The organism is Plasticicumulans lactativorans, assembly GCF_004341245.1.
Classification (GTDB): Bacteria; Pseudomonadota; Gammaproteobacteria; order Competibacterales; family Competibacteraceae; genus Plasticicumulans_A; species Plasticicumulans_A lactativorans.
Window position 1 is genome coordinate 21,492 of record NZ_SLWY01000026.1, and the last position, 26,677, is coordinate 48,168.

At 72.3% G+C, this 26,677-nt stretch carries 26 protein-coding genes and 1 pseudogene; 20 read left to right on the forward strand and 7 right to left on the reverse strand.

The features are described from left to right. The first annotated feature begins 5 nt into the window (after positions 1–5). The 4 genes from EV699_RS18040 to EV699_RS18055 all read left to right on the forward strand — a co-directional run bounded on the left by EV699_RS18040 (position 6) and on the right by EV699_RS18055 (position 2,158). On the forward strand, positions 6–470 hold the full coding sequence (locus EV699_RS18040) for a flavodoxin family protein (protein ID WP_132545424.1): 465 nt from the start codon (positions 6–8) through the stop codon (positions 468–470). Between the two features lie 3 nt (positions 471–473). Continuing rightward, a complete protein-coding gene (mtgA, locus tag EV699_RS18045) occupies positions 474–1,232 on the forward strand; it encodes a monofunctional biosynthetic peptidoglycan transglycosylase (RefSeq protein ID WP_132545426.1) in 759 nt (252 codons plus the stop codon). A gap of 35 nt (positions 1,233–1,267) precedes the next feature. Further along, positions 1,268–1,570 carry an Rdx family protein gene (locus tag EV699_RS18050; protein ID WP_243662729.1) on the forward strand — a complete coding sequence of 101 codons (303 nt, stop codon included), beginning with the start codon at positions 1,268–1,270 and terminating at the stop codon, positions 1,568–1,570. 72 nt (positions 1,571–1,642) lie between these two features. Next, positions 1,643–2,158 (forward strand): disulfide bond formation protein B, encoded by a 516-nt coding sequence (locus EV699_RS18055; RefSeq protein ID WP_132545430.1) that lies wholly within the window; start codon positions 1,643–1,645, stop codon positions 2,156–2,158. Between the two features lie 36 nt (positions 2,159–2,194). On the opposite strand, the gene EV699_RS18060 is transcribed toward EV699_RS18055, so the two are convergent. Beyond that, a complete protein-coding gene (locus EV699_RS18060; RefSeq protein WP_132545432.1) occupies positions 2,195–3,616 on the reverse strand; it encodes a saccharopine dehydrogenase C-terminal domain-containing protein in 1,422 nt (473 codons plus the stop codon). 114 nt (positions 3,617–3,730) lie between these two features. Continuing rightward, a complete protein-coding gene (gene hemL / locus EV699_RS18065) occupies positions 3,731–5,008 on the reverse strand; it encodes a glutamate-1-semialdehyde 2,1-aminomutase (RefSeq protein WP_132545434.1) in 1,278 nt (425 codons plus the stop codon). A gap of 235 nt (positions 5,009–5,243) precedes the next feature. Here hemL and EV699_RS18070 point away from each other — a divergent pair, with 235 nt between their 5' ends. Together EV699_RS18070 and EV699_RS18075 are read left to right on the forward strand one after the other, a co-directional pair. Continuing rightward, positions 5,244–5,714, forward strand: a complete 471-nt coding sequence (locus EV699_RS18070; RefSeq protein WP_132545436.1) for a Dps family protein — start codon at positions 5,244–5,246, stop codon at positions 5,712–5,714. A 291-nt stretch (positions 5,715–6,005) separates the two neighbouring features. Then, complete coding sequence (locus tag EV699_RS18075; RefSeq protein WP_132545438.1) at positions 6,006–7,334, forward strand: dicarboxylate/amino acid:cation symporter; 1,329 nt, start codon at positions 6,006–6,008, stop codon at positions 7,332–7,334. A gap of 69 nt (positions 7,335–7,403) precedes the next feature. Here the strand turns inward: EV699_RS18075 and EV699_RS18080 are convergent, their stop codons facing one another. After that, the gene (locus EV699_RS18080; protein ID WP_132545440.1) at positions 7,404–7,601 is read right to left on the reverse strand and encodes a hypothetical protein; all 198 of its coding nucleotides are present in this window, start codon (positions 7,599–7,601) and stop codon (positions 7,404–7,406) included. A 123-nt stretch (positions 7,602–7,724) separates the two neighbouring features. Here EV699_RS18080 and rraA point away from each other — a divergent pair, with 123 nt between their 5' ends. Beyond that, positions 7,725–8,204, forward strand: coding sequence for a ribonuclease E activity regulator RraA (gene rraA / locus EV699_RS18085; protein WP_132545442.1), 480 nt, complete (start codon positions 7,725–7,727; stop codon positions 8,202–8,204). Positions 8,205–8,268: 64 nt separating this feature from the next. Further along, positions 8,269–10,551 carry a Tex family protein gene (locus tag EV699_RS18090; RefSeq protein WP_132545444.1) on the forward strand — a complete coding sequence of 761 codons (2,283 nt, stop codon included), beginning with the start codon at positions 8,269–8,271 and terminating at the stop codon, positions 10,549–10,551. A gap of 9 nt (positions 10,552–10,560) precedes the next feature. Here EV699_RS18090 and EV699_RS18095 read toward each other — a convergent pair whose 3' ends face one another. Together EV699_RS18095 and EV699_RS18100 are read right to left on the reverse strand one after the other, a co-directional pair. Next, on the reverse strand, positions 10,561–11,889 hold the full coding sequence (locus tag EV699_RS18095) for an ATP-binding protein (RefSeq protein ID WP_207923025.1): 1,329 nt from the start codon (positions 11,887–11,889) through the stop codon (positions 10,561–10,563). After that, positions 11,889–12,602: a response regulator gene (locus EV699_RS18100; protein ID WP_132545446.1), complete on the reverse strand. Its 714-nt coding sequence runs from the start codon at positions 12,600–12,602 to the stop codon at positions 11,889–11,891. Before EV699_RS18100 ends, EV699_RS18095 begins: the two co-directional genes overlap by 1 nt. Before the next feature lie 187 nt (positions 12,603–12,789). Here EV699_RS18100 and EV699_RS18110 point away from each other — a divergent pair, with 187 nt between their 5' ends. Both EV699_RS18110 and EV699_RS18115 read left to right on the forward strand, forming a co-directional pair. Continuing rightward, positions 12,790–13,368, forward strand: coding sequence for a Spy/CpxP family protein refolding chaperone (locus EV699_RS18110; protein WP_165904204.1), 579 nt, complete (start codon positions 12,790–12,792; stop codon positions 13,366–13,368). 285 nt (positions 13,369–13,653) lie between these two features. Continuing rightward, positions 13,654–13,983 carry a hypothetical protein gene (locus tag EV699_RS18115; RefSeq protein ID WP_132545452.1) on the forward strand — a complete coding sequence of 110 codons (330 nt, stop codon included), beginning with the start codon at positions 13,654–13,656 and terminating at the stop codon, positions 13,981–13,983. A 100-nt stretch (positions 13,984–14,083) separates the two neighbouring features. Here the strand turns inward: EV699_RS18115 and pyrC are convergent, their stop codons facing one another. Continuing rightward, a complete protein-coding gene (gene pyrC / locus EV699_RS18120) occupies positions 14,084–15,118 on the reverse strand; it encodes a dihydroorotase (protein WP_132545454.1) in 1,035 nt (344 codons plus the stop codon). Between the two features lie 129 nt (positions 15,119–15,247). Between pyrC and EV699_RS18125 the strand changes: the two genes are divergently transcribed. Further along, entirely contained in the window at positions 15,248–16,231 is a 984-nt protein-coding gene (locus EV699_RS18125) for a magnesium and cobalt transport protein CorA (RefSeq protein WP_132545456.1), read from the forward strand. A 21-nt stretch (positions 16,232–16,252) separates the two neighbouring features. On the opposite strand, the gene norR is transcribed toward EV699_RS18125, so the two are convergent. Beyond that, entirely contained in the window at positions 16,253–17,794 is a 1,542-nt protein-coding gene (gene norR, locus EV699_RS18130) for a nitric oxide reductase transcriptional regulator NorR (protein ID WP_132545458.1), read from the reverse strand. Between the two features lie 151 nt (positions 17,795–17,945). Between norR and ytfE the strand changes: the two genes are divergently transcribed. The 9 genes and pseudogenes from ytfE (at position 17,946) to EV699_RS20340 (ending at position 26,452) form a co-directional block, all read left to right on the forward strand. Next, a complete protein-coding gene (gene ytfE / locus EV699_RS18135; RefSeq protein ID WP_132545460.1) occupies positions 17,946–18,629 on the forward strand; it encodes an iron-sulfur cluster repair protein YtfE in 684 nt (227 codons plus the stop codon). Positions 18,630–18,652: 23 nt separating this feature from the next. Next, entirely contained in the window at positions 18,653–20,941 is a 2,289-nt protein-coding gene (locus EV699_RS18140; RefSeq protein WP_132545462.1) for a nitric-oxide reductase large subunit, read from the forward strand. Between the two features lie 123 nt (positions 20,942–21,064). After that, a complete protein-coding gene (locus EV699_RS18145) occupies positions 21,065–21,442 on the forward strand; it encodes a DUF488 domain-containing protein (RefSeq protein WP_132545465.1) in 378 nt (125 codons plus the stop codon). Positions 21,443–21,533: 91 nt separating this feature from the next. After that, the gene (locus EV699_RS18150; RefSeq protein ID WP_132545467.1) at positions 21,534–22,520 is read left to right on the forward strand and encodes a magnesium and cobalt transport protein CorA; all 987 of its coding nucleotides are present in this window, start codon (positions 21,534–21,536) and stop codon (positions 22,518–22,520) included. Between the two features lie 89 nt (positions 22,521–22,609). Then, positions 22,610–23,815 (forward strand): argininosuccinate synthase, encoded by a 1,206-nt coding sequence (locus EV699_RS18155; protein WP_132545469.1) that lies wholly within the window; start codon positions 22,610–22,612, stop codon positions 23,813–23,815. Between the two features lie 134 nt (positions 23,816–23,949). Beyond that, complete coding sequence (gloA, locus tag EV699_RS18160) at positions 23,950–24,339, forward strand: lactoylglutathione lyase (protein WP_132545471.1); 390 nt, start codon at positions 23,950–23,952, stop codon at positions 24,337–24,339. Beyond that, positions 24,339–25,322 (forward strand): tRNA dihydrouridine synthase, encoded by a 984-nt coding sequence (locus tag EV699_RS18165; protein ID WP_132545473.1) that lies wholly within the window; start codon positions 24,339–24,341, stop codon positions 25,320–25,322. The genes gloA and EV699_RS18165 overlap by 1 nt, the downstream gene beginning before the upstream one ends. A gap of 170 nt (positions 25,323–25,492) precedes the next feature. Next, positions 25,493–25,876, forward strand: a pseudogene (locus EV699_RS20335) (alpha/beta hydrolase); the annotation flags it as partial. An 81-nt stretch (positions 25,877–25,957) separates the two neighbouring features. Further along, positions 25,958–26,452, forward strand: a complete 495-nt coding sequence (locus EV699_RS20340) for a GNAT family N-acetyltransferase (RefSeq protein WP_243662731.1) — start codon at positions 25,958–25,960, stop codon at positions 26,450–26,452. Positions 26,453–26,677 lie beyond the last annotated feature (225 nt).

The following is a 26,677-nucleotide window of genomic DNA, read 5'->3' on the forward strand; positions in this document are numbered from 1 at the left end:
CCGCGATGTCCGCGCGCCGCCATCTGTTGATCGTCTACCACTCGCAGAGCGGCCACACCGAGGCGCTGGCGCAGGCGGCGCACGCCGGCGCGCAGGCGGTGGAGGAGGTCGAGGTGCGGCGGCTGCGCGCCTTCGACGCCGGCCTCGACGATCTGCTGTGGGCGCACGGCCTGCTCCTCGGCACGCCCGAGAACTTCGGCTACATGTCGGGAGCGCTCAAGGACTTCCTCGACCGCACCTACTACCCGGCGCAGGGCCGCGTCGAGGGGCTGCCCTACGCGGTGTTCATCAGCGCCGGCAACGACGGCAGCGGGGCGCTCGCCGCGATCGAGCGCATCGCCCGCGGCTACCCGCTGAAGCCGGTGTGCGAGGCGCTGATCGTGCGCGGCGAGGTCGACGCCGCCGCCCTGGCGCGCGCCCGCGAACTCGGCGAGACCCTCGCCGCCGGCATCGCTTTCGGAGTGTTCTGACGCATGGACCCTCACGGCCCGCATCACCCTGGCATCGACCCCGGAGCCGCCGGCGCGGCCTGGCCGCCCGCGCGGGCGGGCCGCGGGCGGCGCCTGCTGCGCTGGCTGGCCAGGGCCACGCTGGCGTTCGTCCTCGGCTCGGTGCTCGTGGTCGGGCTGCTGCGCTGGCTGCCGCTGCCGACCTCGGCGGTGATGCTCGGCGACTGGATCGAGCACGGTCGCCCGCCCGAGCACACCTGGGTACCGCTCGAGGCGATCGCGCCGGCGCTCGCGCTCGCCGTGCTCGCCGCCGAGGACCAGCGCTTCCCCGACCACGCCGGCTTCGATTTCGTCGAGATCCAGCGCGCGCTCGACGAGGCCGAGGACGGCGGGCGCCTGCGCGGCGCCAGCACGCTGACCCAGCAGGTGGCGAAGAACGTGTTCCTGTGGTCCGGCCGCTCGTGGCTGCGCAAGGGCCTCGAAGCCTGGTTCACGGTGCTGCAGGAAGCGCTGTGGGGCAAGCGGCGCATCCTCGAGGTGTACCTGAACGTCGCCCAGTTCGGCAGCGGCCTGTACGGTGCCGAGGCCGCCGCCCGGCGCTACTTCGACAAGCCGGCACGGGCGCTGACCCGCGCCGAGGCCGCGCGCCTCGCCGCGGTGCTGCCCAACCCCGAGCGCTACCGCGTCGAGGCGCCGTCGGCCTACGTGCGCGGCCGTGCGCAGCGGATCCTCGAACAGATGGACCGCCTCGGCGGCAGCGCCTTCCTCGAACGCCTCGACTGACGTACCCCCCGACCCCCCGCACAGGAGCCATGCCCGTGAGCGACGAGATCCGCCGGCCCCGCATCGAGATCGCCTACTGCACGCAGTGTCGCTGGCTGCTGCGCGCCGCCTGGCTCGCACAGGAACTGCTCAGCACCTTCGACGCCGAGCTCGGCGAGGTCGCCCTGCAGCCCGCCACCGGCGGCACCTTCGAGGTGCGGGTGCAGGGGACCGTGGTGTGGTCGCGCAAGGCCGAGGGGCGCTTCCCCGAGGCCGCCGAGCTCAAGCAGCGGGTGCGCGACCTGATCGCGCCGGCGCGTGATCTCGGCCATGTCGACCGCGCGCGGCCGGCGCCCTGATCGGCTTGCCCGCCGCCGGGCGCGGAGGGCGATAATGCCGGGTCCAACGCCAACGGCCCGGAACCCACCGCCATGTCCAGCGCCATCTCCGCCACGCAGCCGCGTTCGCCGCGCCTGATCAACGTCCTCGGCTTCCTCGCCTGCCTGCTGGGGCTGATGTACGCGCTCTACGCGCAGTACTACCTGCTGCTCGAACCCTGCCCGCTGTGCATCCTGCAGCGCGTGGCGCTGGCCGCGCTGGGCGTGGTGTTCATCGTCGCGGCGCTGCACGAGCCGCGCGCCTGGGGCTCGCGGGTGTACGCGCTGCTGATCGCGCTGGCCGCCGGCGCCGGCGCCGGCGTGGCCGGCCGCCAGGTCTGGCTGCAGAGCCTGCCGGCCGACCAGGTGCCGGCCTGCGGCCCCGGCTTCGACTACCTGTGGGAGACCTTCCCGCTGCTCGAGGTGCTGGGCACCGTGCTGCGCGGCAGCGGCGAGTGCGCCAAGATCGACTGGACCTTCCTCGGCTTCAGCATGCCGGTGTGGACCTTCGTGATGTTCGTCGGCCTCGGCGTGCTCGGTGCGCTGCGCAACTGGCTCGGCGCGCGCTGACGCACCCGCCCGCGGCGCGCGGGCGGGCCAGGGGACTCAGGGCAGCAGGAAGTGGGCGAGCTGCCAGGGCGCGTCGGACTCGCCCGCGGGGCGCGGCATGCCGTGGTAGCGGTCGGTGAGGGGGTTCCAGCGGCCGTGGAAGCCGGCGAGCTCGCCGAGGTAGGGGCGGGCGGTGGCGAGCACCTGCGCGTGGTCCATGTCCTCGGCCTCGACCAGGCCGGCGCGCGGCTGGGTGATCGCCCAGACGACGGCGCCGAGCACGCCGGCCGCCACCTGCAGCGAGGTGGCGTTGTTGTGCGGCGCGAGGCGGCGCGCCGCGGCCACGTCGAGCGTGGTGCCGTACCAGTACACCCGGTCCTCGCCGTACATCAGCAGTGCGCCGAGCTCGTCGTGGCCGTCGGGCAGGGCCTCGTCGAGCAGGATGCGCTGGCGCGGCTGGGCCTGCCAGCCGCGTCCGGCGAGTTCGTGCAGCGACAGGATGGCATCGCTGCACGGGTGGTAGGCGTAGTGCACGGTCGGCCGGTACACCGCGCGCCCGGCGGCATCGCGCACGGTCAGGTAGTCGGCGAGCGAGATCGCCTCGTTGTGGGTGATCAGGTGGCCGGCGATCGGGCCCGCCTTGGGCGTCCAGGTGCGCACGCGGGTGCCGGCGCCGGGGCGCAGCAGGAAGATCGCCGGCGCGTCGGCGTCCGCATGGGTGTGCGCATCGGCGGGCAGGGCGCGCTCGTGCGTGCCCCAGCCGAGCTCGGCCGGCTGCAGTCCTTCGCTGATGAAGCCGTCGACCGACCAGGTGTTGACGAACTCACCGATGGCCTTGGGGGTCGTGCCGCGCTGGGAGTCGTGCTCGGCGCAGTGCACCACCGCAACGCCCAGGCGCTGCGCGAGCGCGGCCCAGCCGGCGCGCCCGTCCGGCACCGGCGCATCCAGCCCCGCTGCCGCGGCGGCGTCGAGCAGCGCCTGCTTGGCGAAGTGGCTGATCAGCCCGGGGTTGGCGCCGTGCGCGAGCACCGCGGTCGGGCCGGCGCCGAGTTCGTCGCGCAGCGCGAGCGCCTGGCGGCGCAGCGCGTAGTTGGTGCGCTCGGCAATCGGCACCTCGGCGTCGTAGTAGCCGCCCGCCCAGGGTTCGATGCAGGTGTCGACGTAGAGCGCGTCGAGGCGGTGGCACAGCCGCACCAGGTCGATGCTCGATACGTCGACGGACAGGTTGAGCAGCAGATCACCGGCCCGCAGCCTCGGTTCGAGCACCCCGACGTAGTTGTCGCGCGTCAGCGGCTGCACGGTGAAGCCGAGGCCGTGCTGGCGCGCCACGGCGGCGCCGCGTTCGTCGGCGGTGATGATGTCGATGCGCGGAGGTTCGCCGTCGGCGCCGCGCAGGTGGCGCAGCAGCAGCGGAATCACGGCGCAGCCGATGGCGCCCCCGCCAACGATCACGATCTGGCCCTGGAAGGCGATCTGCATGGTCAAGCTCCTGTCGTTGTGACCCGCCGGCTGCTGCGGACGCACTCGTCGCAGCAGGCACACCCGGGTCTGCCCTGAACCTCGTCGTCAGGCTGAGTGGATGGAAGATGAAGCTTACAAACGTGCGAACACGCGCTGTGCGGCGGCGAGGGTCGCGTCGATGTCGGCGTCGCTGTGCGCCGCGGACACGAATCCGGCCTCGAAGGCCGACGGCGCGAGGTAGACGCCTTCGGCCAGCATGCCGTGGAAGAAGCGCCGGAAGCGCCCGACGTCGCAGGCGGTGGCCTCGGCGTAGGTGTGCACCGTGCGCTCGGTGAAGAAGAGGCCGAACATGCCGCCGACATGCTGCGTCGTGAGGGCGACGCCGGCGGCGCGCGCGGCGTCTTCGAGCCCGCTGCAGAGCGCGCGGCTCAGTTCGCTGAGGCGCGCGTGGAAGCCCGGCGCGCTCAGCAGCTCCAGCGTGGCGAGCCCGGCGGCCATCGCCACCGGATTACCCGACAGCGTGCCGGCCTGGTACACCGGGCCGAGCGGGGCGAGCCGCTCCATGATCGCGCGCCGGCCGCCGAAGGCGCCGACCGGCATGCCGCCGCCGATGACCTTGCCGAGCGTGGTGAGGTCGGGGCGGATGCCGTACAGCCCCTGCGCGCTCTCCCGCGCCACGCGGAAGCCGGTCATGACCTCGTCGAAGATCAGCACCGCGCCGTGGCGGTCGCACTGCGCGCGCAGGCTTTCGAGGAAGCCCGGCAGCGGCGGGATGCAGTTCATGTTGCCGGCGACCGGCTCGACGATGACGCCGGCGATCTGCCCGCCGAGCTCGGCGAAGCAGGCCTCGACCGCGGCGGCGTCGTTGAAGGGCAGCGTCAGCGTGTGGGCAGCGAGTTCGGCCGGCACCCCGGGCGAGGTCGGCACGCCGAGCGTGAGCATGCCCGAGCCGGCCTTGACCAGCAGCGAGTCGGAATGGCCGTGGTAGCAGCCCTCGAACTTGACGATCTTGTCGCGCCCGGTGTAGCCGCGCGCCAGGCGGATCGCGCTCATCGTCGCCTCGGTACCCGAGGAGCACATGCGCAGCAGTTCGATCGACGGCAGCAGCTCGATGACCTTGCGCGCCAGCACCGTCTCGGCGGCGGTCGGCGCGCCGAACGACAGCCCGTTGCGCGCGGCCTCGATCACCGCCCCGACGATCTGCGGGTGCGCATGGCCGGCGATCATCGGCCCCCACGAGCCGACGTAGTCGATGTAGCGCCGCCCGTCCTCGTCGAACAGGTACGCGCCCTCGCCGCGGCGGAAGAACACCGGCGTGCCGCCGACGCCGTTGAAGGCGCGCACCGGTGAGTTGACGCCGCCGGGGATGACCTGTCGGGCTTGGGCGAAGAGTTCTTCCGAACGGCTCATGGGCACGATCCTGCTGGTTCTGGCGGACGGGACACGGCAGCGCGGACGCGGCCGGGCGGCAATTTGACCGCAAATGCGCCGCCGCGCAAACCCTTGCGCGTACATAGCCGCGGCCTACCGGGACCATGCGCAGGATCGATTGGCACGATCGGCGTGCCGGACCAATACTGGTGCGGGCCGGGAAGCCGCCGCGCGCGGCTTCCCGTTCGGTACCCCGGACACGGAGACACCCGTCATGAGCAGCATCGATATCGGCATCGACGACGCGCATCGCCAGACGATCGGCGAGGGCCTCGCCCGCCTGCTGGCGGACACCTACACGCTGTACCTGAAGACCCACAACTTCCACTGGAACGTGAAGGGGCCGATGTTCAACACGCTGCATCTGATGTTCGAGACGCAGTACAACGAGCTCGCGCTGGCGGTCGACCTGATCGCCGAACGCATCCGCGCGCTGGGCTTCCCGGCGCCCGGCAGCTACCGCCAGTTCGCCGAGCTCACCTCGCTGCGCGAGGAGACTGGCGTGCCCAGGGCCGAGGAGATGATCGCCCAGCTCGTCGCCGACCAGGAGGCCGTGGTGCGCACCGCGCGCTCGATCTTCCCGGTGGTCGACGCGGCCAACGACGAGCCCACCGCCGACCTGCTCACGCAGCGCATGCAGGTGCACGAGAAGACCGCCTGGATGCTGCGCAGCCTGCTCGAGTGAAGCGCGCGGCGTTGCCCGCGAGTCCCCCCCGGAGAGCGGCGCGAGCCGCTCTCCGCGTTTTCGGCGCCGTGGGCGAAGCTCCGCACGGCGCACCCCGGCCGCCGTGCGGATATCCATCCGCCGGAGCCCCGGGCGGGGCCGTCCGGGACTCGGGTAAAATTTTCAAGCGACTTATTCTCAAGGGGAAATCAGAAAAATTCGGGTGTCAGCCGGGTTTGGCATCGAAGCTGCTCTAACGGTCTGCGAGCCGGTCAGCAAAGCCGGCCCAACGTCACGATTGGAGGAGATCACATGCCCAAGATTTTCAAGAGCCTGTACTTCCAGGTGCTGACCGCGATCGCGATCGGCATCGTTCTGGGCCACTTCCAGCCGAAGCTCGGCGTCGACCTCAAGCCGCTCGGCGACACCTTCATCAAGATGATCAAGATGGTCATCGCCCCGATCATCTTCTGCACCGTGGTCGTCGGCATCGCCGGCATGGAAGACATGAAGAAGGTCGGCCGCGTCGGTGCCAAGGCGCTGGTCTACTTCGAGATCGTCACCACTTTCGCGCTGGCGATCGGCCTGCTGGTGGTGAACCTGGTCAAGCCGGGTGCCGGCGTCAACGCCGACGTCTCGACGATCGACACCAGCTCCATCGCCAGCTTCACCGCGGCGGCGCAGAAGCAGCAGACCACGGCCGAGTTCTTCATGAACATCGTCCCGGGCAACATCGTCGACGCCTTCGCCAAGGGCGACATCCTGCAGGTGCTGTTCTTCGCGATCCTGTTCGGCTTCGCGCTGGCGGCGATGGGCGAGAAGGGCCGTCCGCTGGTCAAGATCCTCGACCAGATCGCGCACGGCATGTTCGGCGTGGTCGGCATCGTCATGAAGGTCGCCCCGATCGGTGCCTTCGGCGCGATGGCCTTCACCATCGGCAAGTACGGCGTCAGCACCCTCGGCAACCTCGCCGTGCTGATGGGCTCGTTCTACCTCACCTGCGTGCTGTTCGTGTTCCTGGTGCTCGGCGGCATCGCCAAGTGGACCGGCTTCAGCATCTGGAGCTTCATCAAGTTCATCAAGGAAGAGCTGCTGATCGTGCTCGGCACCTCGTCGTCCGAGTCGGTGCTGCCGCGCATGATGGACAAGCTCGAACGCCTCGGCTGCTCGAAGTCGGTGGTCGGCCTGGTGATCCCGACCGGCTACTCGTTCAACCTCGACGGCACCGCGATCTACCTGACGATGGCCGCGATCTTCATCGCCCAGGCCACCGGCGTGGAGCTCTCGCTGGTGCAGGAGCTGACCATCCTCGGCATCCTGATGGTGACCTCGAAGGGCGCCGCCGGCGTCACCGGCTCGGGCTTCGTGGTGCTCGCCGCCACGCTCGCCTCGATCGGCACCATCCCGGTCGCCGGCCTGGCGCTGATCCTCGGCATCGACCGCTTCATGTCCGAGGCGCGCGCGCTGACCAACCTGATCGGCAACGGCATCGCCACCATCGTCGTCGCCAAGTGGGAAGGCGAGCTCGATGTCGAGCGCATGCGCAAGCACCTCGACGGCAGCGTCGACGTCGAGCAGGAGCTGGAAGAGGAAGTGCACTTCCCGCTCGGCCAGACCGCCCCGGTGAAGAACGCCGCCTGATCACGGTACCGGCGCACCCCCCGCGCAAGCCCGGCCCCTGGCCGGGCTTTTTCTTTGGGCGACGGGGAGTCAGTGTCGCGCCCGCCGGCGCCCGTCGTCTGCCAGCGGCACGACGGTCGCGCGGTGCAGGGCGACGACGCGTGCCGCGCGCGGGGTATCGGGAGCGGCCGGCGGCGGCAGGCTCGCCAGGTAAGCGAGCAGCGCCACCCAGACCCGGCCGACGCCGAGCGTCAGCGCGAAGATCGGCAGCAGGAGCAGGGCTTTCATCGGCGTCGCACCTCCGGCGGGCGGCTGGGACGACGCTGATGCTGGCGCGCTGCGGCGTTAAAAGTCCGTTGGGGGCGGTGCTACACTCCGGCGCCGTTTCCACCCTGCCGCGAGGGCCATGCCATGGGCTTCAAGACCGCCGACCTGTGTGACGATCATGCCGACAAGGTGCAGATCGCCGAGCCGATCTTCGGCGATTACGGGGGTGACATCAGCTTCTTCGGTCCGCTCTCGACGCTCAAGGCGTTCGAGGACAACTCCCTGGTGCGCAAGGCCTTCGAGGAGCCCGGCCAGGGGCGCGTGCTGGTGATCGACGGCGGCGGCTCGATGCGCTGCGCGATGTTCGGCGACCAGCTCGCGGCGCTGGCCGAGAAGAACGGCTGGGCCGGCGTGATCGTCAACGGCTGCATCCGCGACTCCGCGGCGATCAGCGACACCGCCATCGGCGTCAAGGCGCTCGGCGTGCACCCGCTGAAGACGGTCAAGCGCAACGAGGGCCAGCGCGACGTGGTGCTGCGCTTCGCCGGCGTCACCTTCACCCCCGGCCACTACGTGTACGCCGATGAGGACGGCCTGCTGGTCAGCGCGAAGCCGCTGTTCTGATCGCCCGCCGGCCGCGGCGCCCGCGCCGCGCCCCCTCCCGTCCCGTCCACCGGCCGCCCCCGTCATGAACATCGCCCAGACCATCGCCACCGAACTCGGCGTCCGCCCGGCCCAGGTCGACGCCGCCACCCGGCTGCTCGACGAGGGCGCGACCGTGCCCTTCGTCGCGCGCTACCGCAAGGAAGTCACCGGCGGCCTCGACGACACCCAGCTGCGCCGGCTCGAGGAGCGCCTCGGCTACCTGCGCGAGCTCGAGGAGCGCCGCGCCGCGGTGCTGAGGAGCATCGACGAGCAGGGCAGGCTCGACGAGGCGCTGCGTGCCGACATCCTCGCCGCCGACACCAAGCAGCGCCTCGAAGACCTCTACCTGCCGTACAAGCCCAGGCGCCGCACCAAGGCGCAGATCGCCCGCGAGGCCGGCCTCGCGCCGCTCGCCGAGACCCTGCTCGCCGATCCGGCGCAGGACCCGGAGCGCCTCGCCGCGGGCTTCGTCGCTGCCGACAGGGGCGTGGCGGACGTCAAGGCGGCGCTCGACGGCGCGCGCCAGATCCTGATGGAGCGCTTCGCCGAGGACGCCGAGCTGCTCGGACGCCTGCGCGAGTACCTGTGGGAGCACGGCGTGCTGCGCGCGACGCTGGTCGACGGCCAGGCCGAGGCCGGCGCCAAGTTCGCCGACTACTTCGACTTCGCCGAGAGCCTGAAGAAGATCCCCTCGCACCGCGCGCTCGCGCTGTTCCGCGGGCGCAACGAGGGGGTGCTGAACCTCGCGCTCGAGCTCGGCGCGCCGGGCACGGTCAACCCCTGCGAGGGCATGGTCGCGGCGCGCTTCGGCATCGCCGCGCAGGGCCGCGCCGCCGACGCCTGGCTGGTCGAGACCGCGCGCTGGGCCTGGCGCGTGAAGATCCAGACCCACCTCGACCTCGAACTCAAGGCGCGCCTGCGCGCCGACGCCGAGGACGAGGCGATCAAGGTGTTCGCGCGCAACCTGCACGATCTGCTGCTCGCCGCGCCGGCCGGCCCGCGCGTGACCCTCGGCCTCGACCCAGGACTGCGCACCGGCGTCAAGGTGGCGGTGGTCGACACCACCGGCAAGCTGCTCGCCACCGACACGCTCTACCCGCACGTGCCGCACCAGCAGTGGGACCGCACGCTGGCGGCGCTCGCCACGCTGTGCCGCACGCACCGCGTCGAGCTGATCAGCATCGGCAACGGCACCGCCTCGCGCGAGACCGACAGGCTCGTCGCCGAGCTGATGCAGCGCCACCCCGAGCTCGGCCTGAGCAAGCTCGTGGTGTCGGAGGCCGGCGCCTCGGTGTACTCGGCGTCGGAGCTGGCGGCGCAGGAGTTCCCGCAGCTCGACGTCAGCCTGCGCGGGGCGGTGTCGATCGCCCGCCGGCTGCAGGACCCGCTGGCGGAGCTGGTGAAGATCGACCCCAAGGCGATCGGCGTCGGCCAGTACCAGCACGACGTCGACCAGGGCGGCCTCGCGCGCACGCTCGACGCGGTGGTCGAGGACTGCGTCAACGCCGTCGGCGTCGACGTCAACACCGCCTCGGCGCCGCTGCTCGCGCGCGTCGCCGGGCTCAACACCACGCTCGCGCGCAACATCGTCGACTACCGCGACCAGCACGGTGCCTTCCGCAACCGCCGGGAGCTCCTGAAGGTGGCGCGCCTCGGCGAGCGCACCTTCGAGCAGGCCGCCGGCTTCCTGCGCATCAACGGCGGCAGCAACCCGCTCGACCGTTCCGCGGTGCACCCCGAGGCCTACCCGGTGGTCGAGCGCATCCTCAAGCGCTCGGGGCGCGGCATCGACGCGGTGCTCGGCGACGCGGCCTTCCTGAAGACGCTGAAGCCCGAGACCTTCACCGACGAGCGCTTCGGTGTGCCGACGGTGCGCGACATCCTGCTCGAACTCGAGAAGCCCGGCCGCGACCCGCGCCCGGAGTTCCGCACCGCGGTGTTCCGCGAGGGGGTCGAGGAGCTCAAGGACCTGCGTCCCGACATGATCCTCGAAGGCGTGGTGACCAACGTCGCCAATTTCGGCGCCTTCGTCGACATCGGCGTGCACCAGGACGGGCTCGTGCACATCTCGTGTCTGTCCGACCGCTTCGTCAAGGACCCGCGCGAGGTGGTCAAGGCCGGCGACGTGGTCAAGGTCAAGGTGCTCGAGGTCGACGTCAAGCGCCGGCGCATCGCGCTGACGATGCGCCTCGCCGACGACCGCCGCGAGCGCGTCGCGCCGACGCCGCGCGAGGCCCCGCCGCGCGCCGGCAAGGGCGCCGCACCGCCGGCGAAGCCCGCCGGCGGCTCGCTCGCCGACGCCTTCGCGCGCGCCAAGGGCAAGTGAGCGGCGCCGTCAGCGCGGCAGCGTCAGGCGTGCCTCCAGCCCGCCCTCGGGGCGGTTGGCGAGGCTGAGCTCGCCGCCGTGGGCGCGGGCGATGTTGCGGGCGATCGCGAGCCCGAGCCCGGTGCCGCCGGTGTTGCGGCTGCGCGAGCCTTCGAGGCGGTGGAAGGGCTCGAACACGCGTTCGAGCTCGGCGGCGGGGATGCCCGGCCCGTCGTCCAGCACCCGCACCGTCACCGCCGCCGCGCCGTCCTCGACGACGATGCGCAGCGCGCCGCCGCCGTAGGCGCGGGCGTTGTCGATCAGGTTCTGCAGGCAGCGCTTGAGCGCCAGCGGGCGCCCGGCGACCGGCGCGCGCAGGCCGCCCTCGACGGCGATCGCGGTGCCGGCGTCGGCGGCATCGTCGGCCAGCGCGTCGATCAGCGCGAGCAGGTCGAGGCGGGTCACCGGCTCGCCGCGCTCGACCCCGCGCATGTAGTCGAGCGTGTCCTGCACCATCGCCTCCATCTCGTCGAGGTCGGCGAGGATGCGCGTGCGCTGCGCCTCGTCGTCGATCAGTTCGGCGCGCAGGCGCAGGCGCGTCAGCGGCGTCTTCAGGTCGTGCGACACCGCGGCGAGCATGCGCGCGCGGTCGTCGAGGTAGGCGCGCAGGCGCGCCTGCATGGTGTTGAACGCCTGCGCCGCGGCGCGCACCTCGAGCGGGCCGGCCTCGGCCAGCGGCGGGCGCTCGAGGTCGTGGCCGAGTTCGGTGGCGGCGTGCGCGAGGGTGCGCAGCGGGCGGGTGAGCGCGCGCACCGCGAGCACGGCGAGCACGACCACCGACACCAGCAGGATCGCCAGCGAGGCCAGCACGCGGTCGGGGCGCTGCACCAGCGTGCGCGGCAGCTCGTGCAGGAAGCTCACCACCGCGCCGTCGCGCAGGCCGACCTGGATGAAGAAGCTCGCCCGGCGGGCGGGCGCGGCGTGTCCCGGCTCGACGTGGCCGGGCTCGGCGAGGCTCACGCTGAGCGGGCGCTCGTCGCCGAGGCGCTCGTGCAGGGCATCGGCGAGCGCGCGCGCGGGCGGCGAGCGGTCGGCCGGCAGTTCGCTCCACGGCAGGTCCACCGCCATGCGCAGCGGCGGCAGGTCGAGCGCGCTGGCGATGCGCTCGCGGTCGTCGTCGCCCATCTCGTCCAGCAGTTCCACGATCGCGCCGATGCGCGCGACGTTGTCGGCGGCGAGCACGCGGTACAGCGCGCTGCCGCGGTCGGCGAGCAGCAGCCAGGCGCTCAGCGCCTGCGCGGCGACCAGCCCGAGCAGCAGGAACAGCAGCAGCCGTCCGAACAGCGAGCGCGGCAGCATCAGCGTTCGCGGGTGACCGGGCCGACCAGCAGGTAGCCCTCGTTGCGCAGCGTCTTGATGATCGCCGGTTCGCGCGGGTCGTCGTCGAGGCGCCGGCGCAGGCGGCTCACCTGGACGTCGACGCTGCGGTCGAAGGGCGTGGCCTCGCGGCCCTGGGTGAGCTCGATCAGCGTGTCGCGGCTCACCACGCGGTCGGCGCGTTCGAGCAGGATGCGCAGCAGGCGGAACTCCGCGCCCGACAGCGCCACCACCACCCCGGCCGGCGACACCAGGTGCCGCGCCTGCAGGTCGAGCGTCCAGCCGTGGAAGCGCAGGCGGCGCAGCTCAAAGCCGGCGGGCTCGCCGTTGCCGTGGGTGCGGCGCAGCACCCCGCGCACGCGCGCCAGCAGTTCGCGGGGGTTGAAGGGCTTCGGCAGGTAGTCGTCGGCGCCCATCTCCAGGCCGAGGATGCGGTCGAGGTCGTCGCCGCGCGCGGTGAGCATGATCACCGGCAGGTTGGAGCGCGCGCGCAGGTTGCGGCACAGCACCAGGCCGTCGTCGCCGGGCAGCATCAGGTCGAGGATCACCAGGTCGACGCCGCCGGCGTCGAGCGCCGACCACAGGCCGCGGCCGTCGGCGACCGTGCTGACGCGGTAGCCGTTGCGGCCCAGGTAGCCGGCGAGCAGCTCGCGCAACTGGGGGTCGTCGTCGACGACGAGGAGGTGTTCGGGCATGGCGCAGGGCGCGCAGCGCGCGCGGGCAGGAACGATGCCGCCCTTATAGCGCGTCGCCGCGGCGGCCGGGGACGATGTAAGCGGGTGCTTACATTCGCTTACGCGCCGTTGCGCCGGGAACACGCCGGCGCAAAGTGGCGGGTGTCTGATGATCGCCGAGGACCACAGGCCCGTTCAGGAGGCCATCATGAAAGCTTTCGACACTCCCGCCCGCAAACTGCTCGTCGCCGTCGCGCTCGCGGTCGGTCTCGGCGGCGCCGCCCTCGCCGACCCCGGCATGGGCCCGGGCTGCGGCCCCGGTCCCGGCCCCGGCCCCGGCTATGGGGCCGGCCCCGGCCGCGGCGACCCGGCCCAGCACTGGGCGATGATGCAGCAGCACCGTGAACAGCGCTTCGCCACCCTGAAGGCCGACCTGAAGCTGCGCCCGGACCAGGAGGCGGCGTGGAACGCGTTCCAGGCCGCGGCCCAGGACCACCGGATGACGCCCGAGGAGATGAAGGCCCAGCGTGACCGCATGCAGGGGCTCAACGCCGTCGAGCGCCACCAGGCCCGCGTCACCTTCATGGAGGAGCGGCTCGCCGACATGAAGACGATGGGCAGTGCGCTCGAAACCTTCTACGCCACGCTCGATCCGCAGCAGAAGGCGACGCTGGACCGCTTCAGCGACATGCCCCGGCACGGCGCGTGGAGGCGGACGGAGCCGCCGGCACCCCCGGGCGTCCCGGCACCGGCCGCGCCGCCGCCCGCGCCGGCCCCGCAGAACTGAGCCTCCGTCCGACGGGCGTGGACGGCGCCGAGGCGCCGCGCCACGCCCGTTTTCGTTGGCCGGGGCGGTCGCGCGCAGGCGCCGGCGGCGTGTCCGCGGCGCCCGCTGGTTCAAGCAAAACGACGCCAAGTTCTTAATTCTTTTCATCAACAGCGGATGACCCAAGGCGCGTGAAGGAGGATATATTGCACTGCAACAAACCGGTGACGCCCTGAGCCCCGGCGAGTCGGATCGGTTGCCAGGGGCAGCCGGACAGGTTCAAGCATCGTGCAAGAGGATTCCATCATGGCCATCAGCATCAACGCTTCCTCCCCGGTTTCGACCGTCGCGTCGACGCCGGCCACGTCCGCCGCCGCCAAGCGCGTGGGCAAGTCCGGGTCGGACGCCGTCAGCTACTACGGCTTCATCACCGCGATCGTCGCGGCGGTCGTCATGGGCGCGCTGCGCCTGATCGCGGGGGTTTTCGACGGCGCCGAGTTCGCCGCGCTGCAGGAGTTCCTCGACACCGCGACCGGCGTCGCGGCGGTGGTGCTGGTGGCGAGCCTGTACCTGGTCGCGATCGTCGCCCGGCTGTCGATCGCGCCGCATCACGAACGCGCGATGCGCGAGGACTGACCGCGCGCCGGGGGCGCAGGCCCCCGCGGCTGCCCGCAGGGCGTGCCCGGATCATCCGGGCACGCCCTTTCCTTTTGTACGGGGGCGCCGCGGCGCCCGCTCAGGCGCTGGCCTGGCGCCAGCGCAGGGTCTCGCCGGCGCGCAGCGGCACCAGCGCCTCGTCGGCGTACGCGAAGCTCGCCGGCACCGCCTGCTCGACCCGCTCGAGCGTGAGCGTGCCGCTGTTGCGCGGCAGGCCGTAGAAGTCGGCGCCGTGGAAGCTCGCGAAGGCCTCCAGCCGCGCGAGCGCGCCGGCGCTCTCGAAGGCCTCGGCGTAGAGCTCGAGCGCGGTGGCGGCGGTGTAGCAGCCGGCGCAGCCGCAGGCGGCCTCCTTGGTGCTGCGCGTGTGCGGGGCGCTGTCGGTGCCGAGGAAGAAGCGCGGATGGCCGCTGGTGGCCGCGGCGAGCAGCGCCGCGCGGTGGGTCTCGCGCTTCAGCACCGGCAGGCAGTAGTAGTGCGGGCGGATGCCGCCCTGGAAGAGCGCGTTGCGGTTGTAGAGCAGGTGGTGCGCGGTGATCGTGGCGCCCAGGCGTTCGTCGCCGGCGAGCACGAAGTCGACCGCGTCGCGGGTGGTGATGTGCTCGAACACCACGCGCAGGCCGGGGAAGTCGGCGAGCAGCGGCGCGAGCACGCGCTCGATGAACACCGCCTCGCGGTCGAACAGGTCGATGTCCGGGTCGGTCACCTCGCCGTGCACCAGCAGCAGCAGGCCCTCGCGCTCCATCGCCGCGAGCGCCGGGCGGATGTGGCGGATGTCGGTCACGCCCGAATCCGAGTTGGTGGTGGCGCCGGCCGGGTAGAGCTTGCAGGCGACCACCTGCCCCGAGGCGCGCGCCGCGCGCATCTCGGCCGGGTCGCTGCGGTCGGTCAGGTAGAGCGTCATCAGCGGCGTGAAATCGCTGCCGGGCGGGCGCGCGGCGAGGATGCGGTCGCGGTAGGCGAGCGCCTGCGCGGTCGTCGTCACCGGCGGGCGCAGGTTGGGCATCGCGATGGCGCGCGCGAACTGGCGCGCGGTGTGCGGCACCGTGGTGGCGAGCGCGGCATCGTCGCGCAGGTGCAGGTGCCAGTCGTCGGGGCGGGTGAGCGTGAGGCGCATGGCGGGCGTCCGGTGAGGTGACGGGGGCGCATTCTACGTCGGCCGCCGGGCGCGGCGGCGCCGGTATACTCGGCGGCAGCGTCCGCGGCAGACGGACGCACCGCCACCACCGCCCGGAGAGCCGCCGCCATGACGCAAGACCGTCCCGGCATCGTCAACTGCGCGCTGTACGTCGCCGGCCGTCGCGTCCGCGACATCGGCATCGACGAGATCGGCGCGGCGCTGAAGCAGGAGGACAGCTTCGTCTGGCTCGGCCTGTACGAGCCCGACGAGGAGCTGATGCGACGGGTGCAGCAGCAGTTCGGCCTGCACGACCTCGCCGTCGAGGATGCGCACAAGGCGCACCAGCGGCCCAAGGTCGAGACCTTCGACGACTCGCTGTTCGTGGTGCTGCGCACCGCGCAGATCATCGACGGCAGCGCGCACTTCGGCGAGACGCACGTGTTCGTCGGCGCGCGCTACGTGGTGTCGGTGCGCCACGGCGCCTCGCAGAGCTACCGCCCCGCGCGCGCCGCCTGCGAGGCCGCGCCGCACCTGCTGGAGAAGGGCACGGGCTTCGTGCTCTACGCGCTGATGGACTTCGTCGTCGACCACTACTTCCCGGTCGCCGAGGCGCTGGAGGACCAGCTCACCGCGCTCGAGGACGGCATCTTCAGCGGCCATTTCGACCGCGCCTCGACCGAGGCGATCTACGCGATCAAGCGCGACCTGGTCGAGCTGCGCCGTGCGGTGGCGCCGATCGTCGACATGTGCAGCGCGCTGATGGGCTTTCGCATGGCGCTGGTGCCGGGCCCGATCAAGCCGTACTTCCGCGACGTGCAGGACCACGCGCTGCACATCAGCGAGGCCATCGACGCGATGCGCGAGATGCTCTCCACCGCGCTGCAGGTGAACCTGTCGCTCGCCTCGATGCGCCAGAACGACGTCACCAAGGCGCTGGCCGGCTGGGGCGCGATCCTCGCCGTGCCGACGATGGTGTTCGGCGTCTACGGCATGAACTTCGAGAACATGCCCGAACTGCACTGGCATTACGGCTACGAGACCATCGTCGCGCTCACCGGCGCCGCCTGCCTGCTGCTGCACCGGCGGCTGAAGCGCGCCGGCTGGCTCTAGCCGCGGCCCGCGCCTCCGCCCTCAACCCTTGAGGCCGAGGCGGCGCGCGAGCTTGTGCAGGTTGCTGGCGTCGAGCCCGAGCGCGCGCGCCGCACGCGCCCAGTTGTCGCCGTGTGCGGCGAGCGCCTGCCGGATGGCGTCGCGCTGGCAGGCGTCGACCGCCTCGCGCAGCGGCGGCAGCGTCGTGGTGGCGTCGGCCGGCGCCGCGGCGGTGGGGGGGACCGCCGCGGGGGGCGGTGCGGGCGCCTCCAGCCCGTCCAGGTCGAGCAGGTCGGCTTCCAGCGTGACGATGGCGCTGCGGTCCACGCCGCGGCTCATTGCCTTGAGCGCGGCGCGGCTGATGACGTGCTCCAGCTCGCGCACGTTGCCCGGCCAGCGGTAGCGGTGCAGCGCCGCCTGCGCCGCACCCGACAGGCGCAGGCTGCGCAGGCCGAGGCGCGCGCGGTTGAGTTCGAGGAAGCGCCCGGCGAGCAGCAGCACGTCGTTGCCGCGCTCGCGCAGCGGCGGGATCGGGATCGGGTAGACCGACAGCCGGTGGTAGAGGTCGGCGCGGAACGAGCCGTCGCGCACGTGCTCGCGCAGGTTGCGGTTGGTGGCGGCGATCACGCGCACGTCCACGCGCCGCGGGCGGTCGGCGCCGAGCCGCTGGATCTCGCCGTTCTGCAGCGTGCGCAGCAGCTTGGCCTGCACCGCGAGCGGCAGCTCGCCGACCTCGTCGAGGAACAGCGTGCCGCCGTCGGCCGCCTCGAAGCGCCCCGGCCGCTCGCTGAGCGCGCCCGAGAACGCCCCGCGCGCGTGGCCGAACAGCTCGCTCTCGGCCAGCGATTCGGGCAGCGCCGCGCAGTTGACGTGCACCAGCGCCTGCGCGCGGCGGCGCGACAGGCGGTGCAGCCGGTGCGCGAACAGCTCCTTGCCGACGCCGGTCTCGCCGAGCAGCAGCACCGGCAGCTCGCTGTCGGCGACCACGTCGAGTTCGTGCAGCAGGCGGCCGATGGCCGCGCTCTGGCCGACGATCTCGCCTTCGTCGCGCCCGCCGCCGTCGACCCGTGCATCGCCGCGGGCGAGGCGCAGTGCGCGGATCTCGGCTTCGAGCCGGGTGGTGCGGATCGCGGCTTCGATCAGCACCCCGAGGCGCTGCAGCTCCGCCTGCGCCGCGGCGTCGAAGGTGCCGACGTCGAGCGCGTCGAGCGTCAGCGCCCCCCAGGGCCGGCCTTCGACGTGCAGGCCGATGCCCATGCAGTCGTGCACCGGCAGCGGTTCGCCGGCGTGTTCGTCGATGAGCCCGTCGTAGGGGTCGGGCAGGCTGCTGTCGTGATGGAAGCGGGTCACGCCGCGGCGCGCCAGGATCGCGGCGAGGCGCGGGTGCTGGCCGACGACGAAGCGCCGGCCCAGGGCATCGCCGACCAGGCCGTCGACCGCGACCGGGCGCAGCTGCTCCTCTTCGAGTTGCAGCAGGGCCACCGCACCGCAGCGGAAACGCGCGCGCAGCCGGCTCACCAGGCGCTGCAGGCGCTCGGCCCGGGGCAGGTCGGTGACCAGATCGGCGAGCAGGGTGTCATCCATCGGGGTATTAATCACCATTTGAGGTAATTATTACCTTAACAGATTAGGGTAAATATGACCATAATTTATTCAATATAATGATTTAAAAGAATTTTATTAGTGGCACACGATTCGCAACGGCTCCGGTGTCAACCGATCAGGAGACCTTGCGATGAATCTGCTAGACCAACCCCTGGGGCAACTGGCCCGCCGCATCGCCGGCGCCACCCGGGTGTTCCATGACCACCAGCTCGACTTCTGCTGCGGCGGCAAGCACAGCCTGCGCGACGCCGCCGCGGCCCGGGGCGTCGACGGCCCGGCCGTTGCCGCACGACTGCAGGACCTGCTCGACCACGCCGGGCCGGCCAATCGCGACTGGGGCACGGCGACGCCGGCCGAGCTGATCGACCACATCATCACGCGCTTCCACGAGCGCCACCGCGACGAACTGCCCGAGCTGATCCGCCTGGCCGAGAAGGTGGAGCGGGTGCACGGCGACCGTGCCGACTGCCCGGTGGGCCTCGCCGCGCACCTCAGCGCGATGTGGCGCGAGCTCGAAAACCACATGCAGAAGGAAGAGGAGGTGCTGTTCCCGCTGCTCGCCGGCGGCCACGGCGTGCTGGCCGGCGGCCCCATCGCGGTGCTGCGCCACGAGCACGACGAGCACGGCGAGGCCCTGCAGCGCATCGCCGAGCTGACCCGCGACATCACGCTGCCGCGCGGCGCCTGCAACACCTGGCGCGCGCTCTACCTCGGCCTGCGCACGCTGCGCGAGGGCCTGATGGAACACATCCACCTCGAAAACAACGTCCTGTTCGAGCAGGCGACGGCCGGCGCGCCGTGGCCGCAGGCCTGAGCCGCGCAAGGAGGGCATCGATCATGGGTCCGTACCGCAGACTCTGGTTCACGCTGATCGCCGTGCTGGTGGTCACCTTCTCGCTGCTCGGCTACTACGGCAGCGAGGTCTACCGGCAGGCACCGCCGATCCCGCAGCAGGTGGTCGCCGCCGACGGCCGGGCGCTGTTCGGCGGCGACGACATCCTCGACGGCCAGACCGCCTGGCAATCGGTCGGCGGCATGCAGCTCGGCTCGATCTGGGGCCACGGTGCCTACCAGGCGCCGGACTGGACCGCCGACTGGCTGCACCGCGAGCTCGGCGCGTGGCTCGACCTCGCCGCGCAGCAGGCCCACGGCCGCCCCTACGCCGCGCTCGACGCGCCGGCGCAGGCGGCGCTGCGCGAGCAGTTGCGCGCCGAGTACCGTGGCAACCGCGCCGACGCCGCGAGCGGCGTGCTGACGGTGTCGGTGCGCCGCGCGCAGGCGATCGCGCAGACGGCGGACTACTACCAGCGCCTGTTCGCCGATGCGCCGGAGCTGCACAAGAGCCGCGAGAGCTTCGCGATGAAGGAGAACACGCTGCCCGACGCCGCGCGGCGGACGCAGCTGACGCACTTCTTCTTCTGGACCGCATGGGCGGCGGCCACCGAGCGCCCCGGCCAGGCGGTGACCTACACCAACAACTGGCCGCACGAGCCGCTGATCGGCAACCGGCCGAGCGGCGAGAACGTCGTCTGGTCGATCGCCAGCATCGTCGTGCTGCTCGCCGGCGTCGGCTTCCTGGTCTGGGGCTGGGCCTTCCTGCGCCAGCACGAGGAGCCGCTGCCCGACGCCCCCGCCCGCGACCCGCTGACCAGCTTCGCGCTGACGCCCTCGCAGCGCGCGCTCGGCAAGTACCTGTTCCTGGTGGTGGCGCTGTTCACCTTCCAGGTCTTCCTCGGCGGTTTCACCGCCCACTACACGGTCGAGGGGCAGACCTTCTACGGCATCGACCTGTCGCAGTGGTTCCCGTACGCGCTGGTGCGCACCTGGCACATCCAGAGCGCGCTGTTCTGGATCGCCACCGGCTTCCTCGCCGCCGGCCTGTTCCTCGCGCCGCTGATCAACGGCGGCCGTGACCCGCGGTACCAGAAGCTCGGCGTCGACGTGCTGTTCTGGGCGCTGGTCGTGGTGGTCGTCGGCTCCTTCGTCGGCAACTACCTGGCGATCGCGCAGGTGATGCCCGCGAACCTCAACTTCTGGCTCGGCCACCAGGGCTACGAGTACGTCGACCTCGGCCGCCTGTGGCAGATCGGCAAGTTCGCCGGCATCGCCTTCTGGCTGCTGCTGATGCTGCGCGGCATCGTGCCGGCGCTGCGTGCGCCCGCCGGCGACCGCAACCTGCTGGCGCTGCTCGCCGCCTCGGTGGTGGCGATCGGGCTGTTCTACGGCGCCGGCTTCTTCTACGGCGAACGCACGCACCTGTCGGTGATGGAGTACTGGCGCTGGTGGGTGGTGCACCTGTGGGTCGAAGGCTTCTTCGAGGTGTTCGCGACCACGGCGCTGGCCTTCATCTTCTCGACCCTCGGGCTGGTGTCGCGGCCGCTGGCGACCGCGGCGAGCCTCGCCTCGGCGTCGCTGTTCATGCTCGGCGGCATCCCCGGCACCTTCCACCACTTGTACTTCGCCGGCACCACCACGCCGGTGATGGCGGTCGGCGCGAGCTTCAGCGCGCTCGAGGTGGTGCCGCTGATCGTGCTCGGCCACGAGGCCTGGGAGAACTGGCGGCTGAAGACCCGCGCGCCGTGGATGGAGCACCTGGCCTGGCCGCTGCGCTGCTTCGTTGCGGTGGCGTTCTGGAACATGCTCGGCGCCGGGGTGTTCGGCTTCATGATCAACACACCGCTCGCGCTGTACTACGTGCAGGGGCTCAACACCACGCCGGTGCACGCGCACGCCGCGCTGTTCGGGGTCTACGGCTTCCTCGCGCTCGGCTTCACGCTGCTGGTGCTGCGCTACCTGCGGCCGCAGCTCGTGTTCAACCGCAGCCTGATGCGGGTCGCCTTCTGCGGCCTGAACGCCGGCCTGGTGCTGATGATCGCCACCAGCCTGCTGCCGATCGGCATCATCCAGTTCCACGCCAGCGTGAGCGAGGGGCTGTGGTTCGCGCGCAGCGAGGCGTTCATGCAGCAGGAGCTCCTGCAGACGCTGCGCTGGGTGCGCACCGGCGGTGACGTGGTGTTCATCGTCGGCGCGCTGGCACTGGCGCTGCAGGTGGTGACGGCGCTGCGCGTCCCGCGCGCGGCGCCGGTGCTGGCGGCCGACGGGGAGCTGAGCCCGGTGCGGCGCTGAGCCCGGCCCCGCGAGGCAGCGCAGCGGTCGGCCGCGGGGAACCGCGGCGGGCCGCTGCGCTGGCGCTTGACGCGGGCGCCACCGCTGCGGCCTGCTGGGCGCCGGTCACCCGCGGAGCGGACCATGTCGCCGATCCCCTGCCGGGTGCTGATCCGGCGCGCCTACCTCGAACCGACCGCCGCCGACGGCTACCGCGTGCTCGTCGACCGCTTCTGGCCGCGCGGGCGCAGCCGCGACGCGCTGCGCCTGGATGCCTGGGCGCGCGAGCTCGCGCCGTCGCCGGAACTGATCCGTTGGTTCGGGCACGACCCGGCGCGCTGGGAGGACTTCCGCGCGCGCTACCGCGCGGAACTGGCGATGCCCGAGCGCCGGCAGCCGTTGCAGGCGCTGCTCGACGCCGCGTACCCGCGCCCGCTCACGCTGGTGTACGGTGCCCGCGACGAGGAGCGCAACCAGGCGCTGGTGCTGCGCGAGGCGCTGCTCGAACTCGCCGCCGGCTGAGCGCCGCCGCACGCCGGTGACGGCGCGGCGCGCGGCGGCGACCGTCGAACCCCGCCCGCCAAGCCCGGGCGCCTGCCGAGGAAGCCCCGCCATGCCCGATCCCGCCGGTGCCGTCGTCAACTGCCGTCACTACCGTCCGGGCGCGCCCGCGTGCGACCTCGCGCTCGACGCGATCGCGCCGGCGCTGGCGCAGGACGAGGGTTTCGTCTGGCTCGGCCTGCACGAGCCCGGCGAGGCGCTGATGCGCCAGGTGCAGGCGGCCTTCGGCCTGCACGAACTCGCGGTGGAGGATGCCCATACCGCGCACCAGCGGCCGAAGGTGGAACGCTACGACGAGTCGCTGTTCATCGCGCTGCGCACCGCGTGGATGGAGGGCGACAAGCTGCGCTTCGGCGAGACCCACCTGTTCCTGGGCAGGCGCTACCTGGTCACGGTGCGTCACGGCGCCGCCGCCGGCCACGCGCGGGTGCGCGCCGCCTGCGAGCGTCGCCCCGAGCGCATGGCCTGGGGGCCGGCCTACCCGCTCTACGCCCTGCTCGACGCGCTCGTCGACCAGTTCTTCCCGATCGTCAACGGCCTCGACGACCACCTCGCCAGGCTGGAGGACGAACTGCTGTTCCGCGAGCGCATCGACCAGAGCGTGATCCGCCGCATCTACCGCTTCCAGCGCCAGATCATGAAGGTGCGCCGCGCCGTGGTGCCGCTGGCGCAGGTGTGCAGCGCGCTGATGAGCACCGAGGAGGACCTGATCCCGACGGAGCTCAAGCCCTACCTGCGCGACGTCGCCGACCACGTCGGCACCGTCACCGAGAGCGTCGACAGCGTCGGCGAGATCGTCCTCACCGCCCTCAACGTCAACGCCTCGCTGGTCTCGGTGCGCCAGAACGAGGCCACCAAGCGCCTCGCCGGCTGGGGCGCGATCCTCGCGGTGCCGACCATGCTGTTCTCGGTGTACGGCATGAACTTCGACTACATGCCCGAGCTGCGCTGGCACTGGGCCTATCCGGCGCTGATGGCCGCGGCCGGCGGGCTCTGCGTGCTGCTGTATTTCCGCCTGCGCCGCGCCGGCTGGCTGTAGCCTTGACCATCGCCGTCCAAGGCATAAAGTAGCGCTCCCCTCCGGCCCCCGGGGCCGGCGTCACGTCCCTGCGCTCGATAGGTAAACCCATGTCCGCCATCAAGAAAGTCGTGCTCGCCTATTCCGGCGGCCTCGACACCTCGGTGATCCTGAAGTGGCTTCAGGAAACCTACGGCTGCGAAGTCGTCACCTTCACCGCCGACATCGGCCAGGGCGAGGAACTCGAACCCGCGCGCGCCAAGGCCCAGGCCGCCGGCGTCAGGCAGATCTACATCGACGACCTGCGCGAGGAGTTCGTGCGCGACTTCGTCTTCCCGATGTTCCGCGCCAACGCCATCTACGAGGGCGAATACCTGCTCGGCACCTCGATCGCCCGGCCGCTGATCGCCAAGCGCCTGATCGAGATCGCCAACGAGGTCGGCGCCGACGCGGTCTCCCACGGCGCCACCGGCAAGGGCAACGACCAGGTGCGCTTCGAGCTCGGCGCCTACGCGCTGAAGCCGGGCGTCCGGGTGATCGCGCCGTGGCGCGAGTGGGACCTGCTGTCGCGCGAGAAGCTGCTCGACTACGCCGAACAGCACGGCATCGCCGTCGACCGCTACGGGCGCAAGTCGCCGTACTCGATGGACGCCAACCTGCTGCACATCTCCTACGAGGGCCAGGTGCTCGAAGACCCCTGGCAGGAGGCCGAGGAGGACATGTGGCGCTGGACCGTGTCGCCCGAGAAGGCCCCCGACGTCCCGCGCTACCTCGAGCTCGGCTTCCAGCGCGGCGACATCGTCGCCATCGACGGCCAGGCGCTGTCGCCCGCGCAGGTGCTCGCCACGCTCAACCGCATCGGCGGCGAGCACGGCATCGGCCGCCTCGACCTGGTCGAGAACCGCTACGTCGGCATGAAGTCGCGCGGCTGCTACGAGACCCCCGGCGGCACCATCATGCTGAAGGCGCACCGCGCGATCGAGTCGATCACGCTCGACCGCGAGGTCGCCCACCTCAAGGACGAACTGATGCCGCGCTACGCCAGCCTGATCTACAACGGTTACTGGTGGTCGCCCGAGCGGCGCATGCTGCAGGGCATGATCGACGCCTCGCAGCAGTACGTGAACGGCGTGGTGCGGCTGAAGCTCTACAAGGGCAACGTGATCGTCGCCGGGCGCAAGTCCGAGGACACGCTGTTCGACATGAACATCGCCACCTTCGAGGACGACGCCGGCGCCTACAACCAGGCCGACGCCGACGGCTTCATCAAGCTCAACGCCCTGCGCATGCGCATCGCCGCGCTGAAGGGCCGCTGAGGCCGCTGCACCCCGGGGGCGCCTGCGGGCGCCCTTCGCATTTGCGCCGCCGCGGTCGCCGCGCATACTGGCGATCGCCCGCGCGGCCCGCTGCGCCGCGCCCCGTCCGTTCCGCACGCCAGGAGACCCCCGCGATGCGCATCCTGCACACCATGCTCCGCACCGGCGACCTCGACCGTTCCATCGCCTTCTACACCGACGTGCTCGGCTTCACGCTGCTGCGCCGGCAGGACTACCCGGCCGGCGAGTTCACGCTCGCCTTCCTCGGCTTCGCCGACGACCCGCACGGCGCGCAGATCGAGCTCACCTACAACTGGGGCGTGGACCGCTACGAACTCGGTGGCGGCTACGGCCACATCGCGCTCGAAGTCGACGACGTCTACCGCGCCTGCGAGGCGATCCGCACCAAGGGCGGCAAGATCCTGCGCGAGGCCGGGCCGATGAACGCCGGCACCACGATCATCGCCTTCGTCGAGGACCCCGACGGCTACCCGATCGAGCTGATCGGCCGCAAGGCGACGTGATGGCGCACGGCGGCGGCGCCGGCCGGCTCGTGCTGGCGCCGATGGAAGGGCTCGCCGATGCCCTGCTGCGCGACATCCTCAGCGCGGTCGGCGGCATCGACCTGTGCGTGACCGAGTTCGTGCGCATCACCGACCAGCTGCTGCCGCCGGCGGCGTGGCTGCGCCGCGTGCCCGAGCTCACCCAGGGCGGGTGCACCGCGGCCGGCGTGCCGGTGAAGGTGCAGCTGCTCGGCGCCGACCCCGCCTGCCTCGCCGACAACGCCGCGCGCGCGGCCGAACTCGGCGCCCCGGCGATCGACCTCAACTTCGGCTGCCCCGCGCCCACGGTCAACCGTCACCGCGGCGGCGCGGTGCTGCTCGCCGAACCCGAGCTGCTCGGGCGCATCGCCGCCGCGGTGCGCGCGGCGGTGCCGGCGGCGGTGCCGGTCAGCGCCAAGATGCGCCTCGGCATCAGTGACACCGCGCCCGCGCTCGCCTGCGCGCAGGCGCTCGCCGGCGGCGGCATCGACGAGCTCACCGTGCACGCCCGCACCAAGGCCGACGGCTACCGCCCGCCCGCCTACTGGGAGTGGATCGCGCGCATCCGCGAGGCGGTGGCGGTCAACGTGGTCGCCAACGGCGAGATCTGGAGCGCGGCCGACGCGCTGCGCTGCCGCGCCGAGACCGGCTGCGCCGACCTGATGCTCGGCCGCGGCCTGGTCACCCGGCCCGGCCTCGCGCTGGCGATCCGCGCCGCCGGCGCCGGTCGCCCGGCCGTGACGCTGCCGTGGCCGGCGCTGCGCCCGCGGGTGGCGGCGTACTTCGCCGGCGTCTGCCAGCGCCTGGCGCCGCGCCACGCGCCGGGACGGCTCAAGCTGTGGCTGTCGTACCTGCGCGCCGGCTACCCCGAGGCCGCCGAGCTGTTCGCGCGCCTGCGCACCGAGACCGACTGCGCCCGCCTCGCCGCGGCGCTTGCACCGGCGCCGCAGCCCTGCGCGGCCTGAAACCGGGTGCGACTGGCGGCCCGATCGAGGAGAGGGAAGCGACGATGACGCTGCAGGTCCTGTTCATCCACGGCGCCGGCGCCCAGGACGGGCCGCAGGGCAGCGGCGCGCTGCTCGCGCCGCTGCGCGCGGGGCTCGAAGCCGCCGGCGGCATGCTGCTCGCACCGCGCATGCCGGACCCCGAACGCCCCCGCTGGCCGCGCTGGCGCGAGGCGCTCGGCGAGGTCTTCGCCGGGCTGCACGGGCGCTGGGTGCTGGCCGGCCACTCGCTGGGCGGTGCGGTGCTGCTGAAGTACCTGGCGGAGGAGGGCAGCGGTGCGGTCGAGGTCGCCGGCGTGCTGCTGGCGGCGGCGCCGTACTGGGGCGCCGATGCCGACTGGGACATGCCCGGGTTCGCCCTGCCGGAAGACTTTCCGGCCCGCCTCGCCGGCGTGCCGCGCATCGTCGTGTGCCACGGCCGCGACGACGCGGTCGTGCCGTTCGCCCACGCCGGGCGCTACCTCGCGCGGCTGCCGGCGGCCACGCTGCGGGCGTTCGACGGCCACGGTCACGGCTTCGTCGACGGCGGCGGCCGCGCGCTCGTCGCCGAGCTGGTGGCGCTCGGCGCGGACGGCGGCGGTGCGCACGAGCCGGCGATCCGCCCCGAAACCGCGGCCGATGCGGCGGCGATCGCAACGCTGACGCGCGCAGCCTTCGCCTCGCACCCGTTCAGCCAGCAGACCGAGGCCGCGATCATCGCGGCGCTGCGCGCCGATGCCGCGCTGACGCTGTCGCTGGTCGCGGAACGCGACGGGCAGGTGGTCGGACACATCGCCTTCTCGCCGGTGCAGGTGGCCGACGGCGCCAGTGGCTGGTTCGGCCTCGGGCCGATGGCGGTGACGCCGCAGCGGCAGCGGCAGGGGATCGGCAGCGTGCTGGTGCGCTGCGGGCTGGAGGTGCTGCGCGCGCGCGGCGCCCGGGGCTGCGTGGTGCTCGGCGAGCCCGAGTTCTACGGCCGCTTCGGCTTCGCGCCGCAGCCGGGGCTGACGCTCGCCGGCGTGCCGCCCGAGTACTTCCTCGCGCTCGCCTTCGACGGCGGGGTGCCGCAGGGCGAGGTCGCCTATCACCCGGCCTTCGCCGCGGCCGGCTGAACGGCACGCCGACGGGCAGGGAAGGTTTCGCGGGCGGGCCGCTGCGTCACCGCAAAGTCCCTGCGGTCGCGGAAAGCGACGAGAGCGGTGGACCGCCCCGCAAGGCCGTCCACCGCTCTCGGAAAGCGGGGGGCGCGGTTGCCCGCGCCCGAAGTGCCCGAGGGAACCCCGGGCCCTGGGAGGACTTAGAAGTCGTGACGCAGGCCGAGGGCGACGGTGTCGGCG